This is a genomic window from Pseudomonas sp. GW456-12-10-14-LB2 (assembly GCF_002884345.1).
Taxonomy (GTDB): Bacteria; Pseudomonadota; Gammaproteobacteria; order Pseudomonadales; family Pseudomonadaceae; genus Aquipseudomonas; species Aquipseudomonas paraglycinae.
The window spans coordinates 262,272-279,685 of record NZ_POHV01000001.1; the positions used below are offsets into that span (position 1 = coordinate 262,272).

Consider the following 17,414-nt stretch of genomic DNA (forward strand, 5'->3'; position numbering starts at 1 on the left):
GTGACAGGGGCTTTTTTGTATCGGCTACAATCAGGACGCGTGGGACTGCAGGTAGTTCTGGATACCGATCAGTTTGATCAGGCCCAACTGCTTTTCAAGCCAGTAGGTGTGATCTTCTTCGGTGTCATTGAGCTGAACCCGCAGGATCTCGCGGCTGACATAGTCGCCGTGCTGTTCGCACAGTTCGATGCCCTTGCACAGCGCGGCGCGCACTTTGTACTCAAGACGCAAATCCGCTTCGAGCATGGTCTCGACCGTGGTACCAACATCCAGGTCATCCGGGCGCATGCGCGGAGTGCCTTCGAGCATCAGAATCCGGCGCATCAGCGCATCGGCGTGACCGGCCTCTTCTTCCATCTCGTGGTTGATTCGTTCGTAGAGCTTGGTGAATCCCCAGTCCTCATACATCCGCGAGTGAACGAAATATTGGTCACGCGCGGCCAGTTCGCCGGTCAGCAACGTGTTGAGGTAATCGATAACGTCTGGGTGGCCTTGCATCGCCCTACATCTCCCTGCTTGAAAGTCTGTAGTTTGAACCAACCTGACTGGAAGGTCACTCACTTCGCGCAATAAAAGCGAAGATATTCTGAGAAAAGCAGCCTAAATAACGCAAAAACCGCCCTAATGAGGGCGGTTCTGCTTCTCGTTTAGACTTCGTTAAGCTGTACGTTGAGCAGCTTTGCGATTGCTTCTCCGTACGCCGGATCGGCCTTGTGGAAATGCTGCAACTGACGGTCGACGACATCACTCGATACACCCGCCATCGCGCCGGCGATGTTGCTGACCAGCAATGCTTTCTGCTCGTCGCTCATCAAACGGAACAGCGCACCTGCGTGGCTGTAGTAGTCGCTGTCTTCACGATGATCGTAGCGATCAGCCGCGCCGCTCAGGGCCAGTGCAGGCTCGGCATAGTGCGGCGCTTGCTTCGGCGACTCTACATAGCTGTTCGGCTCGTAGTTAGGCGCTGCGCCACCATTGCTGCCAAAAGCCATCGAACCATCACGCTGGTAAGTATTCACCGGGCTGCGTGGGGCATTCACCGGCAGTTGCTGGTGGTTGGTGCCTACACGGTAGCGGTGAGCGTCGGCGTATGCGAACACACGACCTTGCAGCATGCGATCCGGCGACAGACCTACGCCAGGCACCATGTTGCTGGGACCGAACGCAGCTTGCTCGACTTCAGCAAAGTAGTTGAGCGGATTACGGTTCAGTTCCAGCTCACCCACTTCAATCAGTGGAAACTCCTTCTGCGACCAAGTCTTGGTCACGTCGAACGGGTTCTCGTAGTGCGCAGCGGCCTGGGCCTCGGTCATGATCTGGATGCACACGCTCCATTTCGGGAAGTCACCACGTTCGATGGCCTCGAACAGATCGCGCTGGGCGTAGTCGGGATCTGTGCCTGCCAAACGTGCCGCGTCTGCCGGCGCCAGGTTCTTGATTCCTTGCTTGGTCTTGTAATGCCACTTCACCCAGTGGCGCTCGCCTTGAGCGTTGATCAGGCTGTAGGTGTGGCTGCCGAAGCCGTGCATGTGGCGATAGCCGTCCGGAATGCCGCGATCGGAGAACAGGATCGTGACCTGGTGCAGCGCTTCAGGAGAATGCGACCAGAAGTCCCACATCATCTGCGCGCTTTTCAGGTTGCTTTGCGGCAGGCGTTTCTGGGTGTGGATAAAGTCAGGGAATTTCAGCGGATCACGAATGAAGAACACCGGCGTGTTGTTGCCGACGATGTCCCAGTTGCCTTCTTCGGTATAGAACTTGAGGGCGAAGCCACGTGGATCGCGCTCGGTGTCGGCCGAGCCACGCTCGCCACCGACCGTTGAAAAACGCAGGAAGGTCGGCGTCTGTTTGCCGACAGCGGAGAACAGCTTGGCGCTGGTGTACTGCGTAATGTCGCGAGTGACCGTGAAAGTACCGTATGCGCCCGAACCCTTGGCGTGTACACGACGCTCAGGAATGTTTTCCCGGTTGAAGTGAGCAAGCTTCTCGATCAGATGGAAATCATCGAGCAGCAACGGGCCACGAGGGCCAGCGGAGCGAGAATTCTGGTTATCAGCGACAGGTGCGCCACTGGCGGTCGTAAGCGTCTTGTTCTGGCTCATGCGATCTTCATCCTCTATCGGTCTTGAACTGCCGGCTAATCGGCTTGTTAGGGAGTATCGACCATCAATATGACAGCCACAAATTCATTAACTCATGACTATCAATAGAGAAAAACTAACGATAAATCCTGGCATATAGTGCAGAACCAAACAGGGTAGAAGCTTGTACGAATAGCGCATTTCTTACAGGCACAAAAAACCGGGCACTAGGCCCGGTTCCTTGTTTCAGACTGATGTCTTACTCAGCGGATACAGCTTCACCGCCGACAGCACGATCAACCAGTTCGACGTACGCCATAGGCGCGTTGTCGCCAGCGCGGAAACCGCACTTGAGGATGCGCAGGTAGCCACCCTCACGGGTAGCGTAACGCTTGCCCAGGTCGTTGAAGAGCTTACCAACGATAGCTTTCGAACGAGTACGGTCGAAAGCCAGACGACGGTTAGCAACGCTGTCTGTCTTGGCCAGAGTGATCAGCGGCTCGGCAACGCGGCGCAGTTCTTTGGCTTTTGGCAGAGTAGTTTTGATCAGCTCGTGCTCGAACAGCGACACCGCCATGTTCTGGAACATGGCCTTGCGGTGCGAGCTGGTGCGGCTCAGGTGACGCCCACTTTTACGATGACGCATGGTTCATTCCTTACCAAACACTACGTTCGGTGATTACGACGATCAGGCAGTCGCCTTGTCGTCCTTCTTAAGACTTGCAGGCGGCCAGTTGTCGAGGCGCATGCCGAGGGACAGACCGCGGGAGGCCAGAACGTCCTTGATTTCAGTCAAGGATTTCTTGCCCAGGTTCGGAGTCTTCAACAGCTCTACTTCGGTACGCTGAATCAGGTCACCGATGTAGTAGATGTTTTCCGCCTTAAGGCAGTTAGCCGAACGTACAGTCAGTTCCAGATCGTCAACCGGGCGAAGCAGGATCGGATCGATCTCGTCTTCCTGCTCGACAACCACTGGCTCACTGTCACCTTTGAGGTCGACGAACGCAGCCAACTGCTGTTGCAGAATGGTTGCAGCGCGGCGGATAGCCTCTTCAGGATCCAGAGTACCGTTGGTTTCCAGATCAATAACCAGCTTGTCCAGGTTGGTGCGCTGCTCGACACGGGCGTTTTCCACCACGTATGCGATACGGCGAACCGGGCTGAACGAAGAGTCAAGCTGCAAGCGACCGATGCTGCGGCTTTCGTCTTCATCGCTCTGACGCGAGTCTGCTGGTTCATAACCACGACCACGAGCTACGGTGAGCTTCATGTTCAGGGCGCCGTTAGACGCCAGGTTAGCGATTACGTGATCGGGATTAACGATCTCGACATCATGATCCAGCTGAATATCGGCAGCGGTAACCACCCCCGAACCCTTCTTCGACAAGGTCAGCGTAACTTCGTCACGACCGTGCAGCTTGATGGCCAGACCTTTAAGGTTCAACAGGATTTCAATTACGTCTTCCTGTACACCTTCGATGGCGCTGTACTCGTGGAGCACACCGTCAATCTCGGCCTCGACTACTGCGCAGCCGGGCATTGAGGACAACAGGATGCGGCGCAGCGCGTTGCCCAGGGTGTGGCCAAAACCACGCTCGAGAGGCTCGAGAGTGATCTTGGCGCGGGTTGGACTGACAACCTGCACATCAATGTGGCGGGGTGTCAGGAACTCATTTACCGAAATCTGCATGGATGCACCTATTTTCTAGCCCTTACTTGGAGTAGAGCTCGACAATCAGGCTTTCGTTGATGTCGGCGGACAGATCACTGCGAGCAGGAACGTTCTTGAAAACGCCCGACTTCTTCTCAGTGTCTACTTCTACCCATTCTACGCGGCCACGTTGGGCACACAGATCGAGAGCTTGGACAATGCGAAGTTGGTTTTTTGCTTTCTCGCGAACAGCAACCACGTCACCAGCACGAACCTGGTAGGACGGAACGTTTACGGTCTGACCGTTAACGCTGATCGACTTGTGCGATACCAGCTGACGGGATTCGGCACGAGTCGAACCAAAGCCCATACGGTATACAACGTTGTCCAGACGGCATTCGAGCAGTTGCAGCAGGTTTTCACCAGTTGCACCTTTCTTGCCAGCAGCTTCTTTGTAGTAGCCGCTGAACTGACGCTCGAGAACGCCGTAGATACGACGGACCTTCTGCTTTTCACGCAGTTGGGTGCCGTAGTCGGACTGGCGACCGCGGCGTTGGCCGTGGATACCAGGTGCTGCTTCAATGTTGCACTTCGATTCGATCGCGCGCACGCCGCTCTTCAGGAAGAGATCGGTGCCTTCGCGACGAGCGAGTTTGCATTTTGGACCAATGTAACGAGCCATTCTTTACAATCTCCTGGATTACACGCGGCGCTTCTTCGGCGGACGGCACCCGTTGTGCGGGATTGGCGTCACGTCGGTGATGCTGGCGATCTTGTAGCCACAGCCGTTCAAAGCGCGGACTGCGGATTCACGACCTGGACCTGGACCCTTGACGTTCACGTCGAGGTTTTTCAGGCCGTATTCCAGCGCAGCTTGACCAGCACGCTCAGCAGCTACTTGAGCAGCGAACGGGGTGGACTTGCGGGAACCGCGGAAACCCGAACCACCGGAGGTAGCCCAGGAAAGAGCGTTACCTTGACGGTCGGTGATGGTCACGATGGTGTTGTTAAAAGAAGCATGGATGTGGGCGATGCCATCAACCACTGTCTTTTTAACTTTTTTACGAGGACGAGCAGCAGGTTTTGCCATGATTAAATTCCTGTCGATTCGCTGGGGCGATTACTTGCGGATCGGCTTACGCGGACCTTTACGGGTACGCGCGTTGGTCTTGGTACGCTGACCGCGTACTGGCAGACCACGACGATGACGCAGACCGCGATAGCAACCGAGGTCCATCAAGCGCTTGATTTTCATGTTGATTTCGCGACGCAGGTCACCTTCAGTGGTGAACTTCGCCACTTCGCCACGCAGCTGTTCAATCTGCTCGTCGCTCAGATCCTTGATCTTTGCGGCTGGGTTTACCCCAGTCTCTGCACAGATCTTCTGTGCAGTAGTGCGACCAACACCATAGATGTAGGTCAGCGAGATAACAGTATGCTTGTTATCTGGAATGTTGACGCCTGCAATACGGGCCATTCAGTGGGACTCCAATTGACAGCTACCTACGCCCCGGAAGCCAAGAAATAGGGCGCGAGATAATATCGCTGTAATAACAAATAATCAACCCGGTAGCGCACTAGCTACCGGGCTTGAAGCACAATCACACTCAGCCTTGGCGCTGTTTGTGACGCGGTTCCGCGCTGCAAATTACTCGAACAACACCTTCGCGGCGAATAATCTTGCAGTTACGGCACAGCTTTTTCACCGATGCACGAACTTTCATCACCAACTCCTCGAACCTTATGGGTACTCAGCGCAACATGCCGCTGCCGTAACCCTTCAGGTTGGCTTTCTTCATCAGGGATTCGTACTGGTGCGAAACGAGGTGCGATTGTACTTGGGACATGAAGTCCATCACAACCACGACCACGATCAGCAACGAGGTCCCGCCAAGGTAGAACGGAACGTTTGCTGCAACCACCAGGAACTGGGGCAACAAGCACACGGCCGTCATGTAAAGAGCACCGAACATGGTCAAGCGAGTCAAAACGCCATCAATATAGCGTGCGGACTGCTCACCTGGACGGATGCCCGGAATAAAGGCACCGGACTTCTTCAGGTTTTCCGCTACGTCTTTCGGATTGAACATCAACGCCGTATAGAAGAAGCAGAAGAAAATAATCCCTGCACTAAACAGCAGAATATTCAACGGCTGACCAGGAGCGATCGACTGCGAGATGTCCTGCAACCAGCCCATACCTTCAGACTGACCAAACCAGGCACCCAACGAAGCCGGGAACAGCAAAATGCTGCTCGCGAAAATAGCCGGAATAACACCGGCCATGTTCACCTTCAGCGGCAAGTGGCTTGTCTGCGCAGCAAAAACCTTGCGGCCCTGCTGACGCTTGGCGTAGTGAACAGCGATACGACGCTGACCACGCTCAATGAACACCACGAAACCGATAATCGCTACTGCCAGCAAACCGATGGCAACCAAAGCGAAGATGTTGATATCGCCCTGACGCGCAGACTCGAAAGACTGCCCGATTGCTCTCGGAAGACCGGCGACGATACCCGAAAAAATCAACATCGAGATACCGTTGCCTACACCACGCTCAGTAATCTGCTCACCCAGCCACATCATGAACATCGCGCCAGCCACAAACGTGGAGACCGCGACGAAATGGAAGCCAAAGTCACCAGTGAACGCAACGCCCTGCCCCGCCAGACCAATGGACATGCCAATGGCCTGAACGAGAGCGAGGACGACGGTGCCGTAGCGGGTGTACTGGCTGATCTTGCGACGGCCAGCTTCACCTTCCTTCTTCAACTGCTCCAGCTGCGGGCTGACGGCGGTCATCAACTGCATGATGATCGATGCCGAAATGTACGGCATGATCCCCAGTGCAAAGATGCTCATCCGCTCCAGCGCGCCGCCGGAAAACATGTTGAACAAGCTAAGAATGGTCCCCTCATTCTGTCGAAACAGGTCTGCGAGTCGGTCCGGGTTGATACCTGGAACCGGGATGTGTGCGCCTATTCGGTAGACGATAATCGCCAGGAACAGAAAACGCAGACGAGCCCAGAGTTCAGACATACCGCCTTTGCCGAGCGCAGAGAGAGCACCTTGCTTAGCCATTTATTCCTCGAACTTGCCGCCAGCTGCTTCGATAGCCGCACGCGCACCTTTGGTGGCGCCGATTCCCTTGCCGATAGTGACAGCGCGAGTCACTTCACCGGACAGCATGATTTTCACACGCTGTACGTTGACGTTGATCACGTTGGCATCTTTCAGGGACTGCACGGTGACGATGTCGCCTTCCACTTTAGCCAGCTCGGACAGACGCACTTCTGCGCGGTCCATGGCTTTCAGGGAAACGAAACCGAACTTCGGCAGGCGACGATGCAGCGGCTGTTGACCGCCTTCAAAGCCTGGAGCAATGGTGCCACCGGAGCGGGAAGTCTGACCTTTGTGACCACGGCCACCAGTCTTACCCAAACCACTACCGATACCACGGCCCGGACGATGCTTTTCGCGACGGGAACCCGGCGCTGGACTCAGATCATTGAGTTTCATCGATTAACCCTCGACACGCAGCATGTAGTAAGCCTTGTTGATCATCCCGCGATTCTCGGGAGTATCCTGGACTTCTACAGTGTGACCGATGCGACGCAGACCCAGACCCTTAACGCACAGTTTGTGGTTAGGGATGCGGCCGGTCATGCTTTTGATCAGCGTAACTTTAACGGTAGCCATGATTACTTGATCTCCTCAACACGCAGGCCACGTTTGGCTGCAATGGATTCAGGAGACTGCATAGCCTTCAGACCCTTGAAAGTGGCGTGAACCACGTTTACAGGGTTAGTCGAGCCGTAGCACTTGGCCAGAACGTTCTGAACGCCAGCAACTTCGAGGACAGCACGCATAGCGCCGCCAGCGATGATACCGGTACCTTCAGAAGCAGGCTGCATGTACACCTTCGAAGCGCCATGGGCGGACTTCATTGCGTACTGCAGAGTGGTGCCGTTCAGATCAACCTGGATCATGTTGCGGCGAGCAGCTTCCATTGCCTTTTGGATCGCAGCAGGCACTTCACGCGACTTGCCACGGCCGAAGCCAACACGCCCTTTACCATCACCAACCACGGTCAACGCGGTGAAAGTGAAGATACGGCCGCCTTTAACGGTTTTGGCTACGCGGTTAACTTGAACCAGCTTCTCGATGTAGCCTTCGTCGCGCTTTTGGTCGTTATTTGACATAACTTAGAACTCCAGCCCAGCTTCACGAGCAGCATCAGCCAGCGCTTTAACGCGGCCGTGGTACTTGAAGCCAGAGCGGTCGAAAGCCACCTGCGAGACGCCAGCGGCCTTAGCACGCGTAGCGACCAGCTGGCCAACCTTAGTGGCCGCGTCGATGTTGCCAGTGGCGCCATCACGCAGTTCTTTATCCAAAGTCGAGGCGCTTGCCAGGACTTTGTTGCCGTCGGCCGAAATGACCTGGGCGTAGATGTGCTGCGAAGAGCGGAACACGCAGAGACGCACGACTTCGAGTTCGTGCATTTTCAGGCGTGCTTTGCGAGCGCGACGCAGTCGAGTAACTTTTTTGTCGGTCATTTGCTATGCCCTACTTCTTCTTGGCTTCTTTACGACGGACGACTTCGTCCGCGTAGCGCACACCTTTGCCTTTGTACGGCTCTGGTGGACGGAAGTCGCGGATCTCGGCGGCCACTTGACCTACCAGCTGCTTGTCGATGCCCTTGATCAGGATATCGGTCTGGCTAGGAGTCTCAGCGGTGATGCCTTCCGGCAGTTCGTAATCCACTGGGTGCGAGAAGCCAAGAGCCAGGTTCAGCACCTGACCTTTTGCTTGCGCTTTGTAACCAACACCGACCAGCTGGAGCTTACGCTCGAAGCCTTGGCTTACGCCCTGGACCATGTTGTTTACCAACGCACGAGTGGTACCGGCCATTGCGCGAGTCTGTTGATCGCCATTGCGAGCAGCAAAACGCAGCTCACCGGCTTCTTCAACGACTTCAACGGACGAATGGACGTTCAGTTCAAGAGTACCCTTGGCACCCTTCACCGAAAGCTGTTGGCCTGCGAATTTTACTTCGACACCGGCTGGCAGCTTAACGGGGTTCTTAGCGACGCGAGACATGCTTATCCCCCCTTAGAACACAGTGCAAAGAACTTCGCCGCCGACACCGGCAGCGCGCGCAGCACGATCAGTCATCACACCTTTGTTGGTGGAGACGATAGACACACCGAGACCGCCACGTACTTTTGGCAGTTCTTCGACGGACTTGTACTGACGCAGGCCTGGACGGCTAACGCGCTTCACTTCCTCGATGACCGGACGGCCTTCGAAGTATTTCAGCTCGATGGACAGCAGTGGTTTGGTTTCGCTGCTGATCTGATAACCCGCGATGTAACCTTCGTCCTTCAGGACTTTTGCTACAGCCACCTTCAACGTGGAAGACGGCATGCTTACGACGGACTTTTCAGCCATCTGGGCATTACGGATTCGAGTTAGCATGTCCGCTAACGGGTCCTGCATACTCATGGGCTAGACGCTCCTAATACAGAAAAATTAGCCTTGCGGCTACTACTTGTCGCCGAGAAATTCCGGGCATAAAAAACACGGGCTCAGGCGAGCCGGTCATTCTAGACATACCCCAGAAATGAATCAAGCCCCAAAAGGGGCTTGATTCAAGTTCAAGGCCACCGATGGTCAGGTTCTTGCGACCCAGACCATCAAGGCTTTGACAGCAATTACCAGCTGGCTTTAACCAGACCTGGTACGTCACCACGCATTGCCGCTTCACGCAATTTGTTACGGCCGAGGCCGAACTTGCGGTAAACGCCGTGCGGACGACCGGTCAGACGGCAACGGTTACGCATGCGCGAGGCGCTTGCGTCACGTGGCTGCTTCTGCAGAGCTACGGTAGCTTCCCAACGTGCTTCTGGACTTGCGTTCAGATCAACGATGATAGCTTTCAGCGCTGCACGCTTGACGGCGTACTTGGCAACGGTGAGCTGACGCTTCAGCTCACGGTTTTTCATGCTCTTCTTGGCCATTTTCCTACTCCAATCAGTTGCGGAACGGGAATTTGAAAGCACGCAGCAGAGCGCGGCCTTCATCATCGTTCTTGGCAGTGGTGGTCAGGGTAATGTCCAGACCGCGGAGAGCATCGATCTTGTCGTAGTCGATTTCCGGGAAAATGATCTGCTCTTTCACGCCCATGCTGTAGTTGCCACGACCATCGAAGGACTTGGCATTCAGGCCGCGGAAGTCGCGAACCCGAGGCAGGGAGATCGACAGCAGACGATCCAGGAACTCGTACATACGCTCACGGCGCAGGGTCACTTTGACGCCGATCGGCCAACCTTCACGGACTTTAAAGCCAGCGATGGATTTGCGAGCGTAGGTCACAACGACTTTCTGGCCGGTGATCTTTTCCAGGTCAGCAACAGCGTGCTCGATGACTTTTTTGTCGCCGATCGCTTCGCCCAGACCCATGTTCAGGGTGATTTTGGTAACGCGCGGAACTTCCATCACGTTCGAAAGCTTAAGTTCTTCCTTAAGTTTCGGAGCGATTTCCTTCCGGTAAATCTCTTTTAGTCGTGCCATGGTCTTCTACCTAGCAGTGTTCAAGCATCAACCGCTTTTTGGGTCGACTTGAAGACACGAATTTTCTTACCGTCTTCTACTTTGAAACCAACGCGGTCAGCCTTGTTGGTTTCGCCGTTGAAGATGGCGACGTTGGAAGCGTGCAGTGGCGCTTCTTTCTCGACGATACCGCCCTGTACGCCCGACATCGGGTTAGGCTTGGTATGACGCTTGACCAGGTTCAGACCACCAACAACCAGACGGTTGTCAGCAAGAACCTTCAGCACCTTACCGCGCTTACCTTTGTCTTTGCCGGCGATCACGATGATCTCGTCGTCACGACGAATCTTTTGCATGTCGGATCTCCTTACAGCACTTCTGGGGCGAGCGAGACGATCTTCATGAACTTCTCAGTACGAAGTTCACGGGTCACTGGCCCAAAGATACGGGTGCCGATCGGCTCTTGCTTGTTGTTCAGAAGAACAGCAGCGTTGCCATCAAAGCGGATAATGGAGCCATCAGCACGACGTACGCCGTGACGAGTGCGGACTACAACAGCAGTCATCACTTGGCCTTTTTTCACCTTACCGCGAGGAATTGCTTCCTTCACGGTAACTTTGATGATGTCACCGATACCAGCGTAACGACGATGGGAGCCACCCAGCACCTTGATGCACATAACGCGGCGAGCGCCGCTGTTATCGGCCACATCGAGCATGGATTGAGTCTGAATCATATAATTTCTCCGACCCCTAGCCCTTAGACTTCCACAGCGCGTTCGAGAACATCAACCAGCGCCCAAGACTTGGTCTTGGCCATCGGACGAGTTTCACGAATAGTGACTTTGTCGCCGATGTGGCACTGATTGGTTTCGTCGTGCGCGTGCAGCTTAGTCGAACGCTTAACGTATTTACCGTAGATCGGGTGCTTAACGCGACGCTCGATCAGAACGGTGATGGTTTTGTCCATCTTGTCGCTGACAACACGGCCAGTCAGCGTACGGACAGTTTTTTCGGCTTCAGCCATGATCACTTACCTGCCTGCTGGTTGAGCACAGTCTTCACGCGAGCGATGTCACGCTTAACTTGCGAGAGCAGATGAGACTGCCCCAACTGGCCAGTTGCTTTCTGCATGCGCAGATTGAACTGGTCGCGCAGCAAGCCGAGCAGTTGCTCGTTCAGCTGCTGTGCGGATTTTTCACGAAGTTCATTCGCTTTCATCACATCACCGTCCGTTTAACAAAGGAGGTGGCGAGCGGCAGCTTTGCAGCAGCCAGGGCGAAAGCCTCACGCGCCAGCTCTTCAGAAACACCCTCGATTTCATACAGGACTTTGCCTGGCTGAATCTGGGCAACCCAGTACTCCACGTTACCCTTACCTTTACCCATACGAACCTCGAGAGGCTTCTTGGAGATCGGCTTGTCCGGGAATACACGGATCCAGATCTTGCCGCCACGTTTTACGTGACGGGTCAGAGCACGACGCGCTGACTCGATCTGACGAGCGGTGAGACGACCACGAGCTACAGACTTCAGCGCGAACTCGCCGAAGCTGACTTTGCTACCGCGCAGTGCCAGACCACGGTTGTGGCCGGTCATCTGCTTGCGGAACTTCGTACGCTTAGGTTGCAACATTTGGCGTACCCCTTACTTAGCAGCTTTTTTACGAGGCGCTGGTGCTTGTGGCTTCAGCTCTTCTTGGCGACCACCAATTACTTCGCCTTTGAAGATCCAAACCTTTACACCGATCACACCGTAAGTGGTGTGAGCTTCGTAGTTGGCATAGTCGATGTCGGCACGCAGGGTGTGCAGTGGCACACGACCTTCGCGATACCATTCAGTACGTGCGATTTCAGCACCGCCGAGACGACCGCTCACTTGGATTTTGATGCCTTTGGCACCAATGCGCATGGCGTTCTGTACAGCGCGCTTCATGGCGCGACGGAACATTACACGACGCTCCAGCTGCTGAGCTACGCTCTGCGCAACCAGCATACCGTCGAGTTCCGGCTTGCGGATCTCTTCGATATTGATGTGCACAGGCACACCCATTTGCTTGGTCAGGTCCTGACGCAGCTTCTCAACATCTTCACCTTTCTTCCCGATAACGATACCTGGACGAGCGGTGTGGATGGTGATGCGTGCAGTTTGGGCCGGACGATGGATATCGATACGGCTTACGGACGCGCTTTTTAGTTTGTCTTGGAGGTATTCACGCACCTTCAGATCAGCGAACAAGTAGTCCGCATAAGTCCGACCGTCTGCGTACCAGACGGAGGTGTGCTCCTTGACGATTCCCAGGCGAATGCCAATGGGATGTACTTTCTGACCCATCTCTTCGACTCCGTTACTTGTCAGCAACCTTGACAGTGATATGGCAAGACCGCTTGACGATGCGATCAGCACGGCCTTTGGCACGTGGCATGATGCGCTTCAGCGAACGCCCTTCGTTGACGAAAACGGTGCTGACCTTCAGGTCATCAACGTCTGCGCCTTCGTTATGCTCGGCGTTGGCTACGGCCGACTCCAGCACTTTTTTCATGATCTCGGCGGCTTTCTTACTGCTGAAAGCCAACAGGTTGAGCGCTTCGCCCACCTTCTTCCCGCGGATCTGGTCGGCGACCAAGCGGGCTTTCTGGGCGGAGATTCGAGCGCCCGACAACTTAGCGGCTACTTCCATTTCCTTACCCCTTAACGCTTGGCTTTCTTGTCTGCCACGTGCCCGCGATAAGTGCGGGTACCGGCGAACTCGCCCAGTTTGTGGCCGACCATGTCTTCGTTTACGAGAACTGGGACGTGCTGACGACCGTTGTGTACAGCGATGGTCAAACCGACCATTTGTGGCAGGATCATCGAACGACGCGACCAAGTCTTAATTGGTTTGCGATCGTTCTTTTCCGCCGCCACTTCGATCTTCTTCAGTAGGTGAAGATCAATAAAAGGACCTTTTTTCAGAGAACGTGGCACTGTCGTATCCCTCTATTTACTTGCGACGACGGACGATCATTTTGTCGGTACGCTTATTACCACGAGTCTTCGCGCCCTTAGTCGGGAAGCCCCATGGCGATACCGGATGACGACCACCAGAGGTACGACCTTCACCACCACCATGTGGGTGGTCAACCGGGTTCATGGCAACACCACGAACGGTTGGGCGAACGCCACGCCAGCGCTTGGCACCAGCTTTACCCAGCGAACGCAGGCTGTGCTCGGAGTTCGAGACTTCGCCCAGGGTCGCACGGCACTCAGCCAATACTTTACGCATTTCACCGGAACGCAGACGCAGGGTCACGTAAACGCCTTCACGAGCGATCAGCTGAGCCGAAGCACCAGCGGAACGAGCGATCTGTGCGCCTTTACCTGGCTTCAGTTCGATGCCGTGTACGGTAGAACCGACTGGAATGTTGCGCAGTTGCAGAGCGTTACCTGGCTTGATTGGAGCCAGGGCACCTGCGATCAGCGTGTCGCCAGCACTCACGCCTTTAGGGGCGATGATGTAGCGGCGCTCGCCGTCTGCGTAGCAGAGCAGTGCGATGTGAGCAGTACGGTTTGGATCGTATTCGATACGCTCAACAGTGGCGACGATGCCATCTTTGTCGTTGCGACGGAAATCGACCATACGGTAATGCTGCTTATGACCACCACCGATGTGACGAGTGGTAATACGGCCATTGTTGTTACGACCACCAGTCTTCGATTTTTTCTCGAGCAGCGGTGCGTGAGGAGCGCCTTTATGCAGCTCCTGGTTGACCACCTTGACCACAAAACGGCGGCCAGGGGAAGTCGGTTTGCATTTAACGATTGCCATGATGCACCCCTTCCTTACTCAGCACTGCTGCTGAAATCGAGATCTTGGCCTGGCTGAAGGGAGATAACTGCCTTCTTCCAGTCATTACGCTTGCCCAGACCGCGAGCGGTGCGCTTGCTCTTACCCAGAACGTTCAGGGTAGTAACACGCTCAACTTTCACGCTGAACAGGCTTTCGACGGCCTTCTTGATTTCCAGCTTGGTTGCGTCAGTAGCAACCTTGAAAACGAACTGGCCTTTCTTGTCTGCCAGAACCGTAGCCTTCTCGGAAACGTGCGGGCCAAGCAGAACTTTAAATACGCGTTCCTGGTTCATCCCAGCAGCTCCTCGAATTTCTTCACGGCCGACACGGTGATCAACACCTTGTCGTATGCGATCAGACTAACTGGATCGGAACCTTGCACGTCACGTACATCTACGTGTGGCAGGTTGCGAGCAGCCAGGTACAGGTTCTGATCAACAGCGTCCGACACGATCAGAACGTCGGTCAGGCTCATGTTGTTCAGTTTGCCCAGCAGGTCTTTGGTTTTCGGAGTTTCAACTGCGAAATCCTGAACCACGACCAGACGATCAGTACGCACCAGCTCAGCAAGGATGGAACGCATTGCTGCGCGATACATCTTCTTGTTCAGCTTCTGCGAGTGATCCTGTGGACGAGCTGCGAAAGTGGTGCCGCCGCCGCGCCAGATTGGGCTACGGATAGTACCGGCACGAGCACGGCCAGTACCTTTCTGACGCCATGGGCGCTTACCGCCACCACGAACGTCGGAACGGGTCTTTTGCTGCTTGCTACCTTGACGGCCGCCGGCCATGTAGGCCACGACTGCTTGGTGAACCAGCGTCTCGTTGAATTCGCCGCCAAATGTCAGTTCGGAAACTTCGATCGCTTGAGCGTCATTTACATTTAATTGCATGTCAGCTTCCCCTTAACCGCGAGCCTTGGCTGCTGGACGTACAACCAGGTTGCCGCCAGTAGCGCCAGGAACAGCACCCTTGACCAGCAACAGATTGCGTTCAGCGTCCACGCGCACTACTTCCAGGGACTGCACGGTCACGCGCTCAGCGCCCATATGACCGGACATTTTTTTGCCCTTGAATACACGACCAGGAGTCTGGCACTGGCCGATAGAGCCTGGGACGCGGTGGGATACGGAGTTACCGTGGGTGTTATCTTGCCCGCGGAAATTCCAACGCTTGATCGTACCCTGGAAGCCTTTACCTTTGGACTGACCGGTTACATCAACCAGTTGACCAGCAGCGAAGATTTCAGCGTTGATCAGATCGCCGGCCTGGTACTCGCCTTCTTCAAGGCGGAATTCCATTACGGTACGACCAGCGGCAACGTTCGCTTTGGCGAAGTGGCCAGCCTGAGCAGCTGTTACACGGGAAGCACGACGCTCGCCGACAGTGACTTGCACTGCACGATAGCCATCGGTTTCTTCAGTTTTGAACTGGGTGACGCGATTCGGCTCGATCTCAATGACCGTGACCGGAATGGAGACACCTTCTTCGGTGAAAATACGGGTCATACCCGCTTTACGACCGACTACACCAATAGTCATGTTGTAAACCTCATGAGTGTACGGGGCTTTCACCCGCTATGGCCGCCCATTTCAGAGCGTTACACGACCAAGACCGAGTCTTAGCCGAGGCTGATCTGCACTTCCACACCGGCCGCAAGATCAAGCTTCATAAGTGCATCAACGGTTTTATCCGTTGGCTGGACGATGTCCAGAACGCGCTTATGAGTGCGGATCTCGTACTGGTCACGCGCGTCTTTGTTGACGTGCGGGGAAACCAGAACGGTGAACCGCTCTTTACGGGTAGGCAGTGGAATTGGACCACGCACTTGAGCACCAGTACGTTTCGCGGTTTCCACGATTTCCTGGGTTGATTGGTCGATCAGGCGATGGTCAAAAGCCTTCAACCTGATACGGATTTGCTGATTTTGCATTGGATTTCAGACTCCGGCTGCTATTCCCACCGGGCGCAATACGCCCGTTAAAAGGAGGCGCAATTCTATAGACGCCCCAGATAGGTGTCAACCCAATAAAAAAGCCCCCGCTAAGCGGGGGCTTTTTCAACTCATCAAAGCTGACTCAATAAAGAGATCACTCGATGATTTTAGCTACGACACCAGCACCAACGGTACGGCCGCCTTCACGGATTGCGAAACGCAGGCCGTCTTCCATCGCGATGGTTTTGATCAGGGTAACAGTCATCTGAATGTTGTCACCTGGCATTACCATTTCAACGCCTTCTGGCAGCTCGCAGTTACCAGTCACGTCAGTAGTACGGAAGTAGAACTGTGGACGGTAGCCTTTGAAGAACGGAGTGTGACGGCCGCCTTCTTCCTTGCTCAGAACGTAAACTTCTGCGGTGAACTTGGTGTGCGGCTTAACCGAACCCGGCTTAACCAGAACCTGACCACGCTCAACGTCGTCACGCTTGGTGCCACACAGCAGAACGCCGCAGTTCTCGCCAGCACGACCTTCGTCCAGCAGCTTGCGGAACATCTCAACACCGGTGCAGGTGGTGGTGGTGGTGTCACGCAGACCAACGATTTCCAGGGCGTCTTGAACGCGAACAATACCGCGCTCGATACGACCGGTCACAACAGTACCGCGACCCGAGATCGAGAACACGTCTTCGATTGGCATCAGGAAAGGCTTGTCGATAGCACGCTCTGGCTCTGGGATGTAGCTGTCCAGAGTTTCCACCAGCTTCTTGACAGCGGTGGTGCCCATTTCGTTGTCGTCTTTGCCTTCCAGCGCCATACGAGCCGAACCGATGATGATCGGAGTGTCGTCGCCTGGGAAGTCGTAGGTGGACAGCAGGTCGCGAACTTCCATCTCAACCAGTTCCAGCAGCTCAGCGTCGTCTACCAGGTCAGCCTTGTTCAGGAAAACCACGATGTACGGAACGCCTACCTGACGGGACAGCAGGATGTGCTCACGGGTTTGTGGCATCGGACCATCAGCGGCCGAGCAAACCAGGATCGCGCCGTCCATCTGCGCAGCACCAGTGATCATGTTCTTCACGTAGTCAGCGTGACCTGGGCAGTCAACGTGAGCGTAGTGACGAATGTTCGAGTTGTACTCAACGTGCGCGGTGTTGATGGTGATACCGCGAGCTTTTTCTTCTGGAGCGCTGTCGATCTTGTCGAACTCAACTACGGCCGAACCGAAAACTTCGGAGCAGACGCGAGTCAGAGCAGCGGTCAGAGTGGTTTTACCGTGGTCAACGTGGCCGATGGTGCCAACGTTTACGTGCGGTAGGGAACGATCAAATTTTTCTTTAGCCACGACAATTAACTCCTAGCCTAA

At 55.0% G+C, this 17,414-nt stretch carries 31 protein-coding genes; all 31 read right to left on the bottom strand.

Annotation, left to right across the window (positions count from 1 at the left end):
- Positions 1 to 30 precede the first annotated feature (30 nt).
- The 31 genes from bfr to tuf all read right to left on the bottom strand — a co-directional run bounded on the left by bfr (position 31) and on the right by tuf (position 17,393).
- Entirely contained in the window at positions 31 to 498 is a 468-nt protein-coding gene (gene bfr, locus C1X29_RS01255; RefSeq protein WP_102686410.1) for a bacterioferritin, read from the bottom strand.
- Between the two features lie 149 nt (positions 499 to 647).
- A complete protein-coding gene (locus tag C1X29_RS01260; protein WP_102686411.1) occupies positions 648 to 2,102 on the bottom strand; it encodes a catalase in 1,455 nt (484 codons plus the stop codon).
- 238 nt (positions 2,103 to 2,340) lie between these two features.
- Positions 2,341 to 2,727: a 50S ribosomal protein L17 gene (gene rplQ / locus C1X29_RS01265; protein WP_007955635.1), complete on the bottom strand. Its 387-nt coding sequence runs from the start codon at positions 2,725 to 2,727 to the stop codon at positions 2,341 to 2,343.
- A 42-nt stretch (positions 2,728 to 2,769) separates the two neighbouring features.
- Entirely contained in the window at positions 2,770 to 3,771 is a 1,002-nt protein-coding gene (gene rpoA, locus C1X29_RS01270; protein ID WP_003186012.1) for a DNA-directed RNA polymerase subunit alpha, read from the bottom strand.
- Positions 3,772 to 3,793: 22 nt separating this feature from the next.
- Positions 3,794 to 4,414: a 30S ribosomal protein S4 gene (rpsD, locus tag C1X29_RS01275; RefSeq protein ID WP_003176404.1), complete on the bottom strand. Its 621-nt coding sequence runs from the start codon at positions 4,412 to 4,414 to the stop codon at positions 3,794 to 3,796.
- A gap of 18 nt (positions 4,415 to 4,432) precedes the next feature.
- Positions 4,433 to 4,822 carry a 30S ribosomal protein S11 gene (gene rpsK, locus C1X29_RS01280; RefSeq protein ID WP_002555466.1) on the bottom strand — a complete coding sequence of 130 codons (390 nt, stop codon included), beginning with the start codon at positions 4,820 to 4,822 and terminating at the stop codon, positions 4,433 to 4,435.
- Positions 4,823 to 4,852: 30 nt separating this feature from the next.
- On the bottom strand, positions 4,853 to 5,209 hold the full coding sequence (rpsM, locus tag C1X29_RS01285; protein ID WP_009045849.1) for a 30S ribosomal protein S13: 357 nt from the start codon (positions 5,207 to 5,209) through the stop codon (positions 4,853 to 4,855).
- Between the two features lie 130 nt (positions 5,210 to 5,339).
- Positions 5,340 to 5,456, bottom strand: a complete 117-nt coding sequence (gene rpmJ / locus C1X29_RS01290) for a 50S ribosomal protein L36 (protein ID WP_002555468.1) — start codon at positions 5,454 to 5,456, stop codon at positions 5,340 to 5,342.
- Between the two features lie 27 nt (positions 5,457 to 5,483).
- Positions 5,484 to 6,812: a preprotein translocase subunit SecY gene (gene secY, locus C1X29_RS01295; protein WP_003228718.1), complete on the bottom strand. Its 1,329-nt coding sequence runs from the start codon at positions 6,810 to 6,812 to the stop codon at positions 5,484 to 5,486.
- A complete protein-coding gene (rplO, locus tag C1X29_RS01300; protein WP_003228720.1) occupies positions 6,813 to 7,250 on the bottom strand; it encodes a 50S ribosomal protein L15 in 438 nt (145 codons plus the stop codon).
- Between the two features lie 3 nt (positions 7,251 to 7,253).
- Positions 7,254 to 7,430: a 50S ribosomal protein L30 gene (gene rpmD, locus C1X29_RS01305; RefSeq protein ID WP_003176408.1), complete on the bottom strand. Its 177-nt coding sequence runs from the start codon at positions 7,428 to 7,430 to the stop codon at positions 7,254 to 7,256.
- Positions 7,431 to 7,432: 2 nt separating this feature from the next.
- Positions 7,433 to 7,933 (bottom strand): 30S ribosomal protein S5, encoded by a 501-nt coding sequence (rpsE, locus tag C1X29_RS01310; protein WP_007955637.1) that lies wholly within the window; start codon positions 7,931 to 7,933, stop codon positions 7,433 to 7,435.
- A 3-nt stretch (positions 7,934 to 7,936) separates the two neighbouring features.
- Positions 7,937 to 8,287: a 50S ribosomal protein L18 gene (gene rplR / locus C1X29_RS01315; protein WP_003186037.1), complete on the bottom strand. Its 351-nt coding sequence runs from the start codon at positions 8,285 to 8,287 to the stop codon at positions 7,937 to 7,939.
- A gap of 10 nt (positions 8,288 to 8,297) precedes the next feature.
- A complete protein-coding gene (gene rplF / locus C1X29_RS01320) occupies positions 8,298 to 8,831 on the bottom strand; it encodes a 50S ribosomal protein L6 (RefSeq protein WP_011336170.1) in 534 nt (177 codons plus the stop codon).
- Between the two features lie 12 nt (positions 8,832 to 8,843).
- Entirely contained in the window at positions 8,844 to 9,236 is a 393-nt protein-coding gene (rpsH, locus tag C1X29_RS01325) for a 30S ribosomal protein S8 (protein WP_011336171.1), read from the bottom strand.
- A 209-nt stretch (positions 9,237 to 9,445) separates the two neighbouring features.
- Positions 9,446 to 9,751, bottom strand: coding sequence for a 30S ribosomal protein S14 (gene rpsN / locus C1X29_RS01330; protein ID WP_007955639.1), 306 nt, complete (start codon positions 9,749 to 9,751; stop codon positions 9,446 to 9,448).
- A 13-nt stretch (positions 9,752 to 9,764) separates the two neighbouring features.
- A complete protein-coding gene (rplE, locus tag C1X29_RS01335; protein WP_003210069.1) occupies positions 9,765 to 10,304 on the bottom strand; it encodes a 50S ribosomal protein L5 in 540 nt (179 codons plus the stop codon).
- Between the two features lie 20 nt (positions 10,305 to 10,324).
- The gene (rplX, locus tag C1X29_RS01340; protein WP_003186046.1) at positions 10,325 to 10,639 is read right to left on the bottom strand and encodes a 50S ribosomal protein L24; all 315 of its coding nucleotides are present in this window, start codon (positions 10,637 to 10,639) and stop codon (positions 10,325 to 10,327) included.
- Between the two features lie 11 nt (positions 10,640 to 10,650).
- The gene (gene rplN / locus C1X29_RS01345; protein WP_002555479.1) at positions 10,651 to 11,019 is read right to left on the bottom strand and encodes a 50S ribosomal protein L14; all 369 of its coding nucleotides are present in this window, start codon (positions 11,017 to 11,019) and stop codon (positions 10,651 to 10,653) included.
- A gap of 23 nt (positions 11,020 to 11,042) precedes the next feature.
- Complete coding sequence (gene rpsQ, locus C1X29_RS01350) at positions 11,043 to 11,309, bottom strand: 30S ribosomal protein S17 (RefSeq protein WP_003194644.1); 267 nt, start codon at positions 11,307 to 11,309, stop codon at positions 11,043 to 11,045.
- A gap of 2 nt (positions 11,310 to 11,311) precedes the next feature.
- Positions 11,312 to 11,503, bottom strand: a complete 192-nt coding sequence (gene rpmC / locus C1X29_RS01355) for a 50S ribosomal protein L29 (protein ID WP_002555481.1) — start codon at positions 11,501 to 11,503, stop codon at positions 11,312 to 11,314.
- Positions 11,503 to 11,916 carry a 50S ribosomal protein L16 gene (gene rplP, locus C1X29_RS01360; protein WP_003228729.1) on the bottom strand — a complete coding sequence of 138 codons (414 nt, stop codon included), beginning with the start codon at positions 11,914 to 11,916 and terminating at the stop codon, positions 11,503 to 11,505. Before rplP ends, rpmC begins: the two co-directional genes overlap by 1 nt.
- A 12-nt stretch (positions 11,917 to 11,928) precedes the next feature.
- On the bottom strand, positions 11,929 to 12,615 hold the full coding sequence (gene rpsC / locus C1X29_RS01365) for a 30S ribosomal protein S3 (protein WP_003176422.1): 687 nt from the start codon (positions 12,613 to 12,615) through the stop codon (positions 11,929 to 11,931).
- A gap of 13 nt (positions 12,616 to 12,628) precedes the next feature.
- Positions 12,629 to 12,961, bottom strand: coding sequence for a 50S ribosomal protein L22 (gene rplV / locus C1X29_RS01370; protein WP_003103908.1), 333 nt, complete (start codon positions 12,959 to 12,961; stop codon positions 12,629 to 12,631).
- A gap of 11 nt (positions 12,962 to 12,972) precedes the next feature.
- Positions 12,973 to 13,248 carry a 30S ribosomal protein S19 gene (gene rpsS, locus C1X29_RS01375; RefSeq protein WP_003228731.1) on the bottom strand — a complete coding sequence of 92 codons (276 nt, stop codon included), beginning with the start codon at positions 13,246 to 13,248 and terminating at the stop codon, positions 12,973 to 12,975.
- Positions 13,249 to 13,264: 16 nt separating this feature from the next.
- Positions 13,265 to 14,089 (bottom strand): 50S ribosomal protein L2, encoded by an 825-nt coding sequence (rplB, locus tag C1X29_RS01380; protein ID WP_008018194.1) that lies wholly within the window; start codon positions 14,087 to 14,089, stop codon positions 13,265 to 13,267.
- Between the two features lie 14 nt (positions 14,090 to 14,103).
- Positions 14,104 to 14,403: a 50S ribosomal protein L23 gene (rplW, locus tag C1X29_RS01385; RefSeq protein ID WP_002555488.1), complete on the bottom strand. Its 300-nt coding sequence runs from the start codon at positions 14,401 to 14,403 to the stop codon at positions 14,104 to 14,106.
- On the bottom strand, positions 14,400 to 15,002 hold the full coding sequence (gene rplD / locus C1X29_RS01390; protein WP_003228735.1) for a 50S ribosomal protein L4: 603 nt from the start codon (positions 15,000 to 15,002) through the stop codon (positions 14,400 to 14,402). The genes rplW and rplD overlap by 4 nt, the downstream gene beginning before the upstream one ends.
- Positions 15,003 to 15,014: 12 nt before the next feature.
- Complete coding sequence (rplC, locus tag C1X29_RS01395) at positions 15,015 to 15,650, bottom strand: 50S ribosomal protein L3 (protein ID WP_007955641.1); 636 nt, start codon at positions 15,648 to 15,650, stop codon at positions 15,015 to 15,017.
- A gap of 80 nt (positions 15,651 to 15,730) precedes the next feature.
- Positions 15,731 to 16,042 (bottom strand): 30S ribosomal protein S10, encoded by a 312-nt coding sequence (gene rpsJ / locus C1X29_RS01400; RefSeq protein WP_003186070.1) that lies wholly within the window; start codon positions 16,040 to 16,042, stop codon positions 15,731 to 15,733.
- Positions 16,043 to 16,199: 157 nt separating this feature from the next.
- Positions 16,200 to 17,393, bottom strand: coding sequence for an elongation factor Tu (gene tuf / locus C1X29_RS01405; protein ID WP_102716685.1), 1,194 nt, complete (start codon positions 17,391 to 17,393; stop codon positions 16,200 to 16,202).
- Between the last annotated feature and the right edge of the window lie 21 nt (positions 17,394 to 17,414).

What these genes read in the sequence shown, in the direction of transcription:
- rplE (WP_003210069.1), bottom strand. Translation starts at nt 10,304, where the DNA reads ATGGCACGACTAAAAGAGATTTACCGGAAGGAAATCGCTCCGAAACTT.
- rplR (WP_003186037.1), bottom strand. Translation starts at nt 8,287, where the DNA reads ATGACCGACAAAAAAGTTACTCGACTGCGTCGCGCTCGCAAAGCACGC.
- rpsQ (WP_003194644.1), bottom strand. Translation starts at nt 11,309, where the DNA reads ATGGCTGAAGCCGAAAAAACTGTCCGTACGCTGACTGGCCGTGTTGTC.
- bfr (WP_102686410.1), bottom strand. Translation starts at nt 498, where the DNA reads ATGCAAGGCCACCCAGACGTTATCGATTACCTCAACACGTTGCTGACC.
- rpsE (WP_007955637.1), bottom strand. Translation starts at nt 7,933, where the DNA reads ATGTCAAATAACGACCAAAAGCGCGACGAAGGCTACATCGAGAAGCTG.
- C1X29_RS01260 (WP_102686411.1), bottom strand. Translation starts at nt 2,102, where the DNA reads ATGAGCCAGAACAAGACGCTTACGACCGCCAGTGGCGCACCTGTCGCT.
- rpsM (WP_009045849.1), bottom strand. Translation starts at nt 5,209, where the DNA reads ATGGCCCGTATTGCAGGCGTCAACATTCCAGATAACAAGCATACTGTT.
- rplX (WP_003186046.1), bottom strand. Translation starts at nt 10,639, where the DNA reads ATGCAAAAGATTCGTCGTGACGACGAGATCATCGTGATCGCCGGCAAA.
- rpsH (WP_011336171.1), bottom strand. Translation starts at nt 9,236, where the DNA reads ATGAGTATGCAGGACCCGTTAGCGGACATGCTAACTCGAATCCGTAAT.
- rpsD (WP_003176404.1), bottom strand. Translation starts at nt 4,414, where the DNA reads ATGGCTCGTTACATTGGTCCAAAATGCAAACTCGCTCGTCGCGAAGGC.
- rplB (WP_008018194.1), bottom strand. Translation starts at nt 14,089, where the DNA reads ATGGCAATCGTTAAATGCAAACCGACTTCCCCTGGCCGCCGTTTTGTG.
- rplC (WP_007955641.1), bottom strand. Translation starts at nt 15,650, where the DNA reads ATGACTATTGGTGTAGTCGGTCGTAAAGCGGGTATGACCCGTATTTTC.
- secY (WP_003228718.1), bottom strand. Translation starts at nt 6,812, where the DNA reads ATGGCTAAGCAAGGTGCTCTCTCTGCGCTCGGCAAAGGCGGTATGTCT.
- rpsK (WP_002555466.1), bottom strand. Translation starts at nt 4,822, where the DNA reads ATGGCAAAACCTGCTGCTCGTCCTCGTAAAAAAGTTAAAAAGACAGTG.
- rplO (WP_003228720.1), bottom strand. Translation starts at nt 7,250, where the DNA reads ATGAAACTCAATGATCTGAGTCCAGCGCCGGGTTCCCGTCGCGAAAAG.
- rpoA (WP_003186012.1), bottom strand. Translation starts at nt 3,771, where the DNA reads ATGCAGATTTCGGTAAATGAGTTCCTGACACCCCGCCACATTGATGTG.
- rplW (WP_002555488.1), bottom strand. Translation starts at nt 14,403, where the DNA reads ATGAACCAGGAACGCGTATTTAAAGTTCTGCTTGGCCCGCACGTTTCC.
- rpsN (WP_007955639.1), bottom strand. Translation starts at nt 9,751, where the DNA reads ATGGCCAAGAAGAGCATGAAAAACCGTGAGCTGAAGCGTCAGCTCACC.
- rplV (WP_003103908.1), bottom strand. Translation starts at nt 12,961, where the DNA reads ATGGAAGTAGCCGCTAAGTTGTCGGGCGCTCGAATCTCCGCCCAGAAA.
- rpsJ (WP_003186070.1), bottom strand. Translation starts at nt 16,042, where the DNA reads ATGCAAAATCAGCAAATCCGTATCAGGTTGAAGGCTTTTGACCATCGC.
- rplP (WP_003228729.1), bottom strand. Translation starts at nt 11,916, where the DNA reads ATGTTGCAACCTAAGCGTACGAAGTTCCGCAAGCAGATGACCGGCCAC.
- rplF (WP_011336170.1), bottom strand. Translation starts at nt 8,831, where the DNA reads ATGTCTCGCGTCGCTAAGAACCCCGTTAAGCTGCCAGCCGGTGTCGAA.
- rplN (WP_002555479.1), bottom strand. Translation starts at nt 11,019, where the DNA reads ATGATTCAGACTCAATCCATGCTCGATGTGGCCGATAACAGCGGCGCT.
- rpmC (WP_002555481.1), bottom strand. Translation starts at nt 11,503, where the DNA reads ATGAAAGCGAATGAACTTCGTGAAAAATCCGCACAGCAGCTGAACGAG.
- rplQ (WP_007955635.1), bottom strand. Translation starts at nt 2,727, where the DNA reads ATGCGTCATCGTAAAAGTGGGCGTCACCTGAGCCGCACCAGCTCGCAC.
- rpmJ (WP_002555468.1), bottom strand. Translation starts at nt 5,456, where the DNA reads ATGAAAGTTCGTGCATCGGTGAAAAAGCTGTGCCGTAACTGCAAGATT.
- rpmD (WP_003176408.1), bottom strand. Translation starts at nt 7,430, where the DNA reads ATGGCTACCGTTAAAGTTACGCTGATCAAAAGCATGACCGGCCGCATC.
- rplD (WP_003228735.1), bottom strand. Translation starts at nt 15,002, where the DNA reads ATGCAATTAAATGTAAATGACGCTCAAGCGATCGAAGTTTCCGAACTG.
- rpsC (WP_003176422.1), bottom strand. Translation starts at nt 12,615, where the DNA reads ATGGGTCAGAAAGTACATCCCATTGGCATTCGCCTGGGAATCGTCAAG.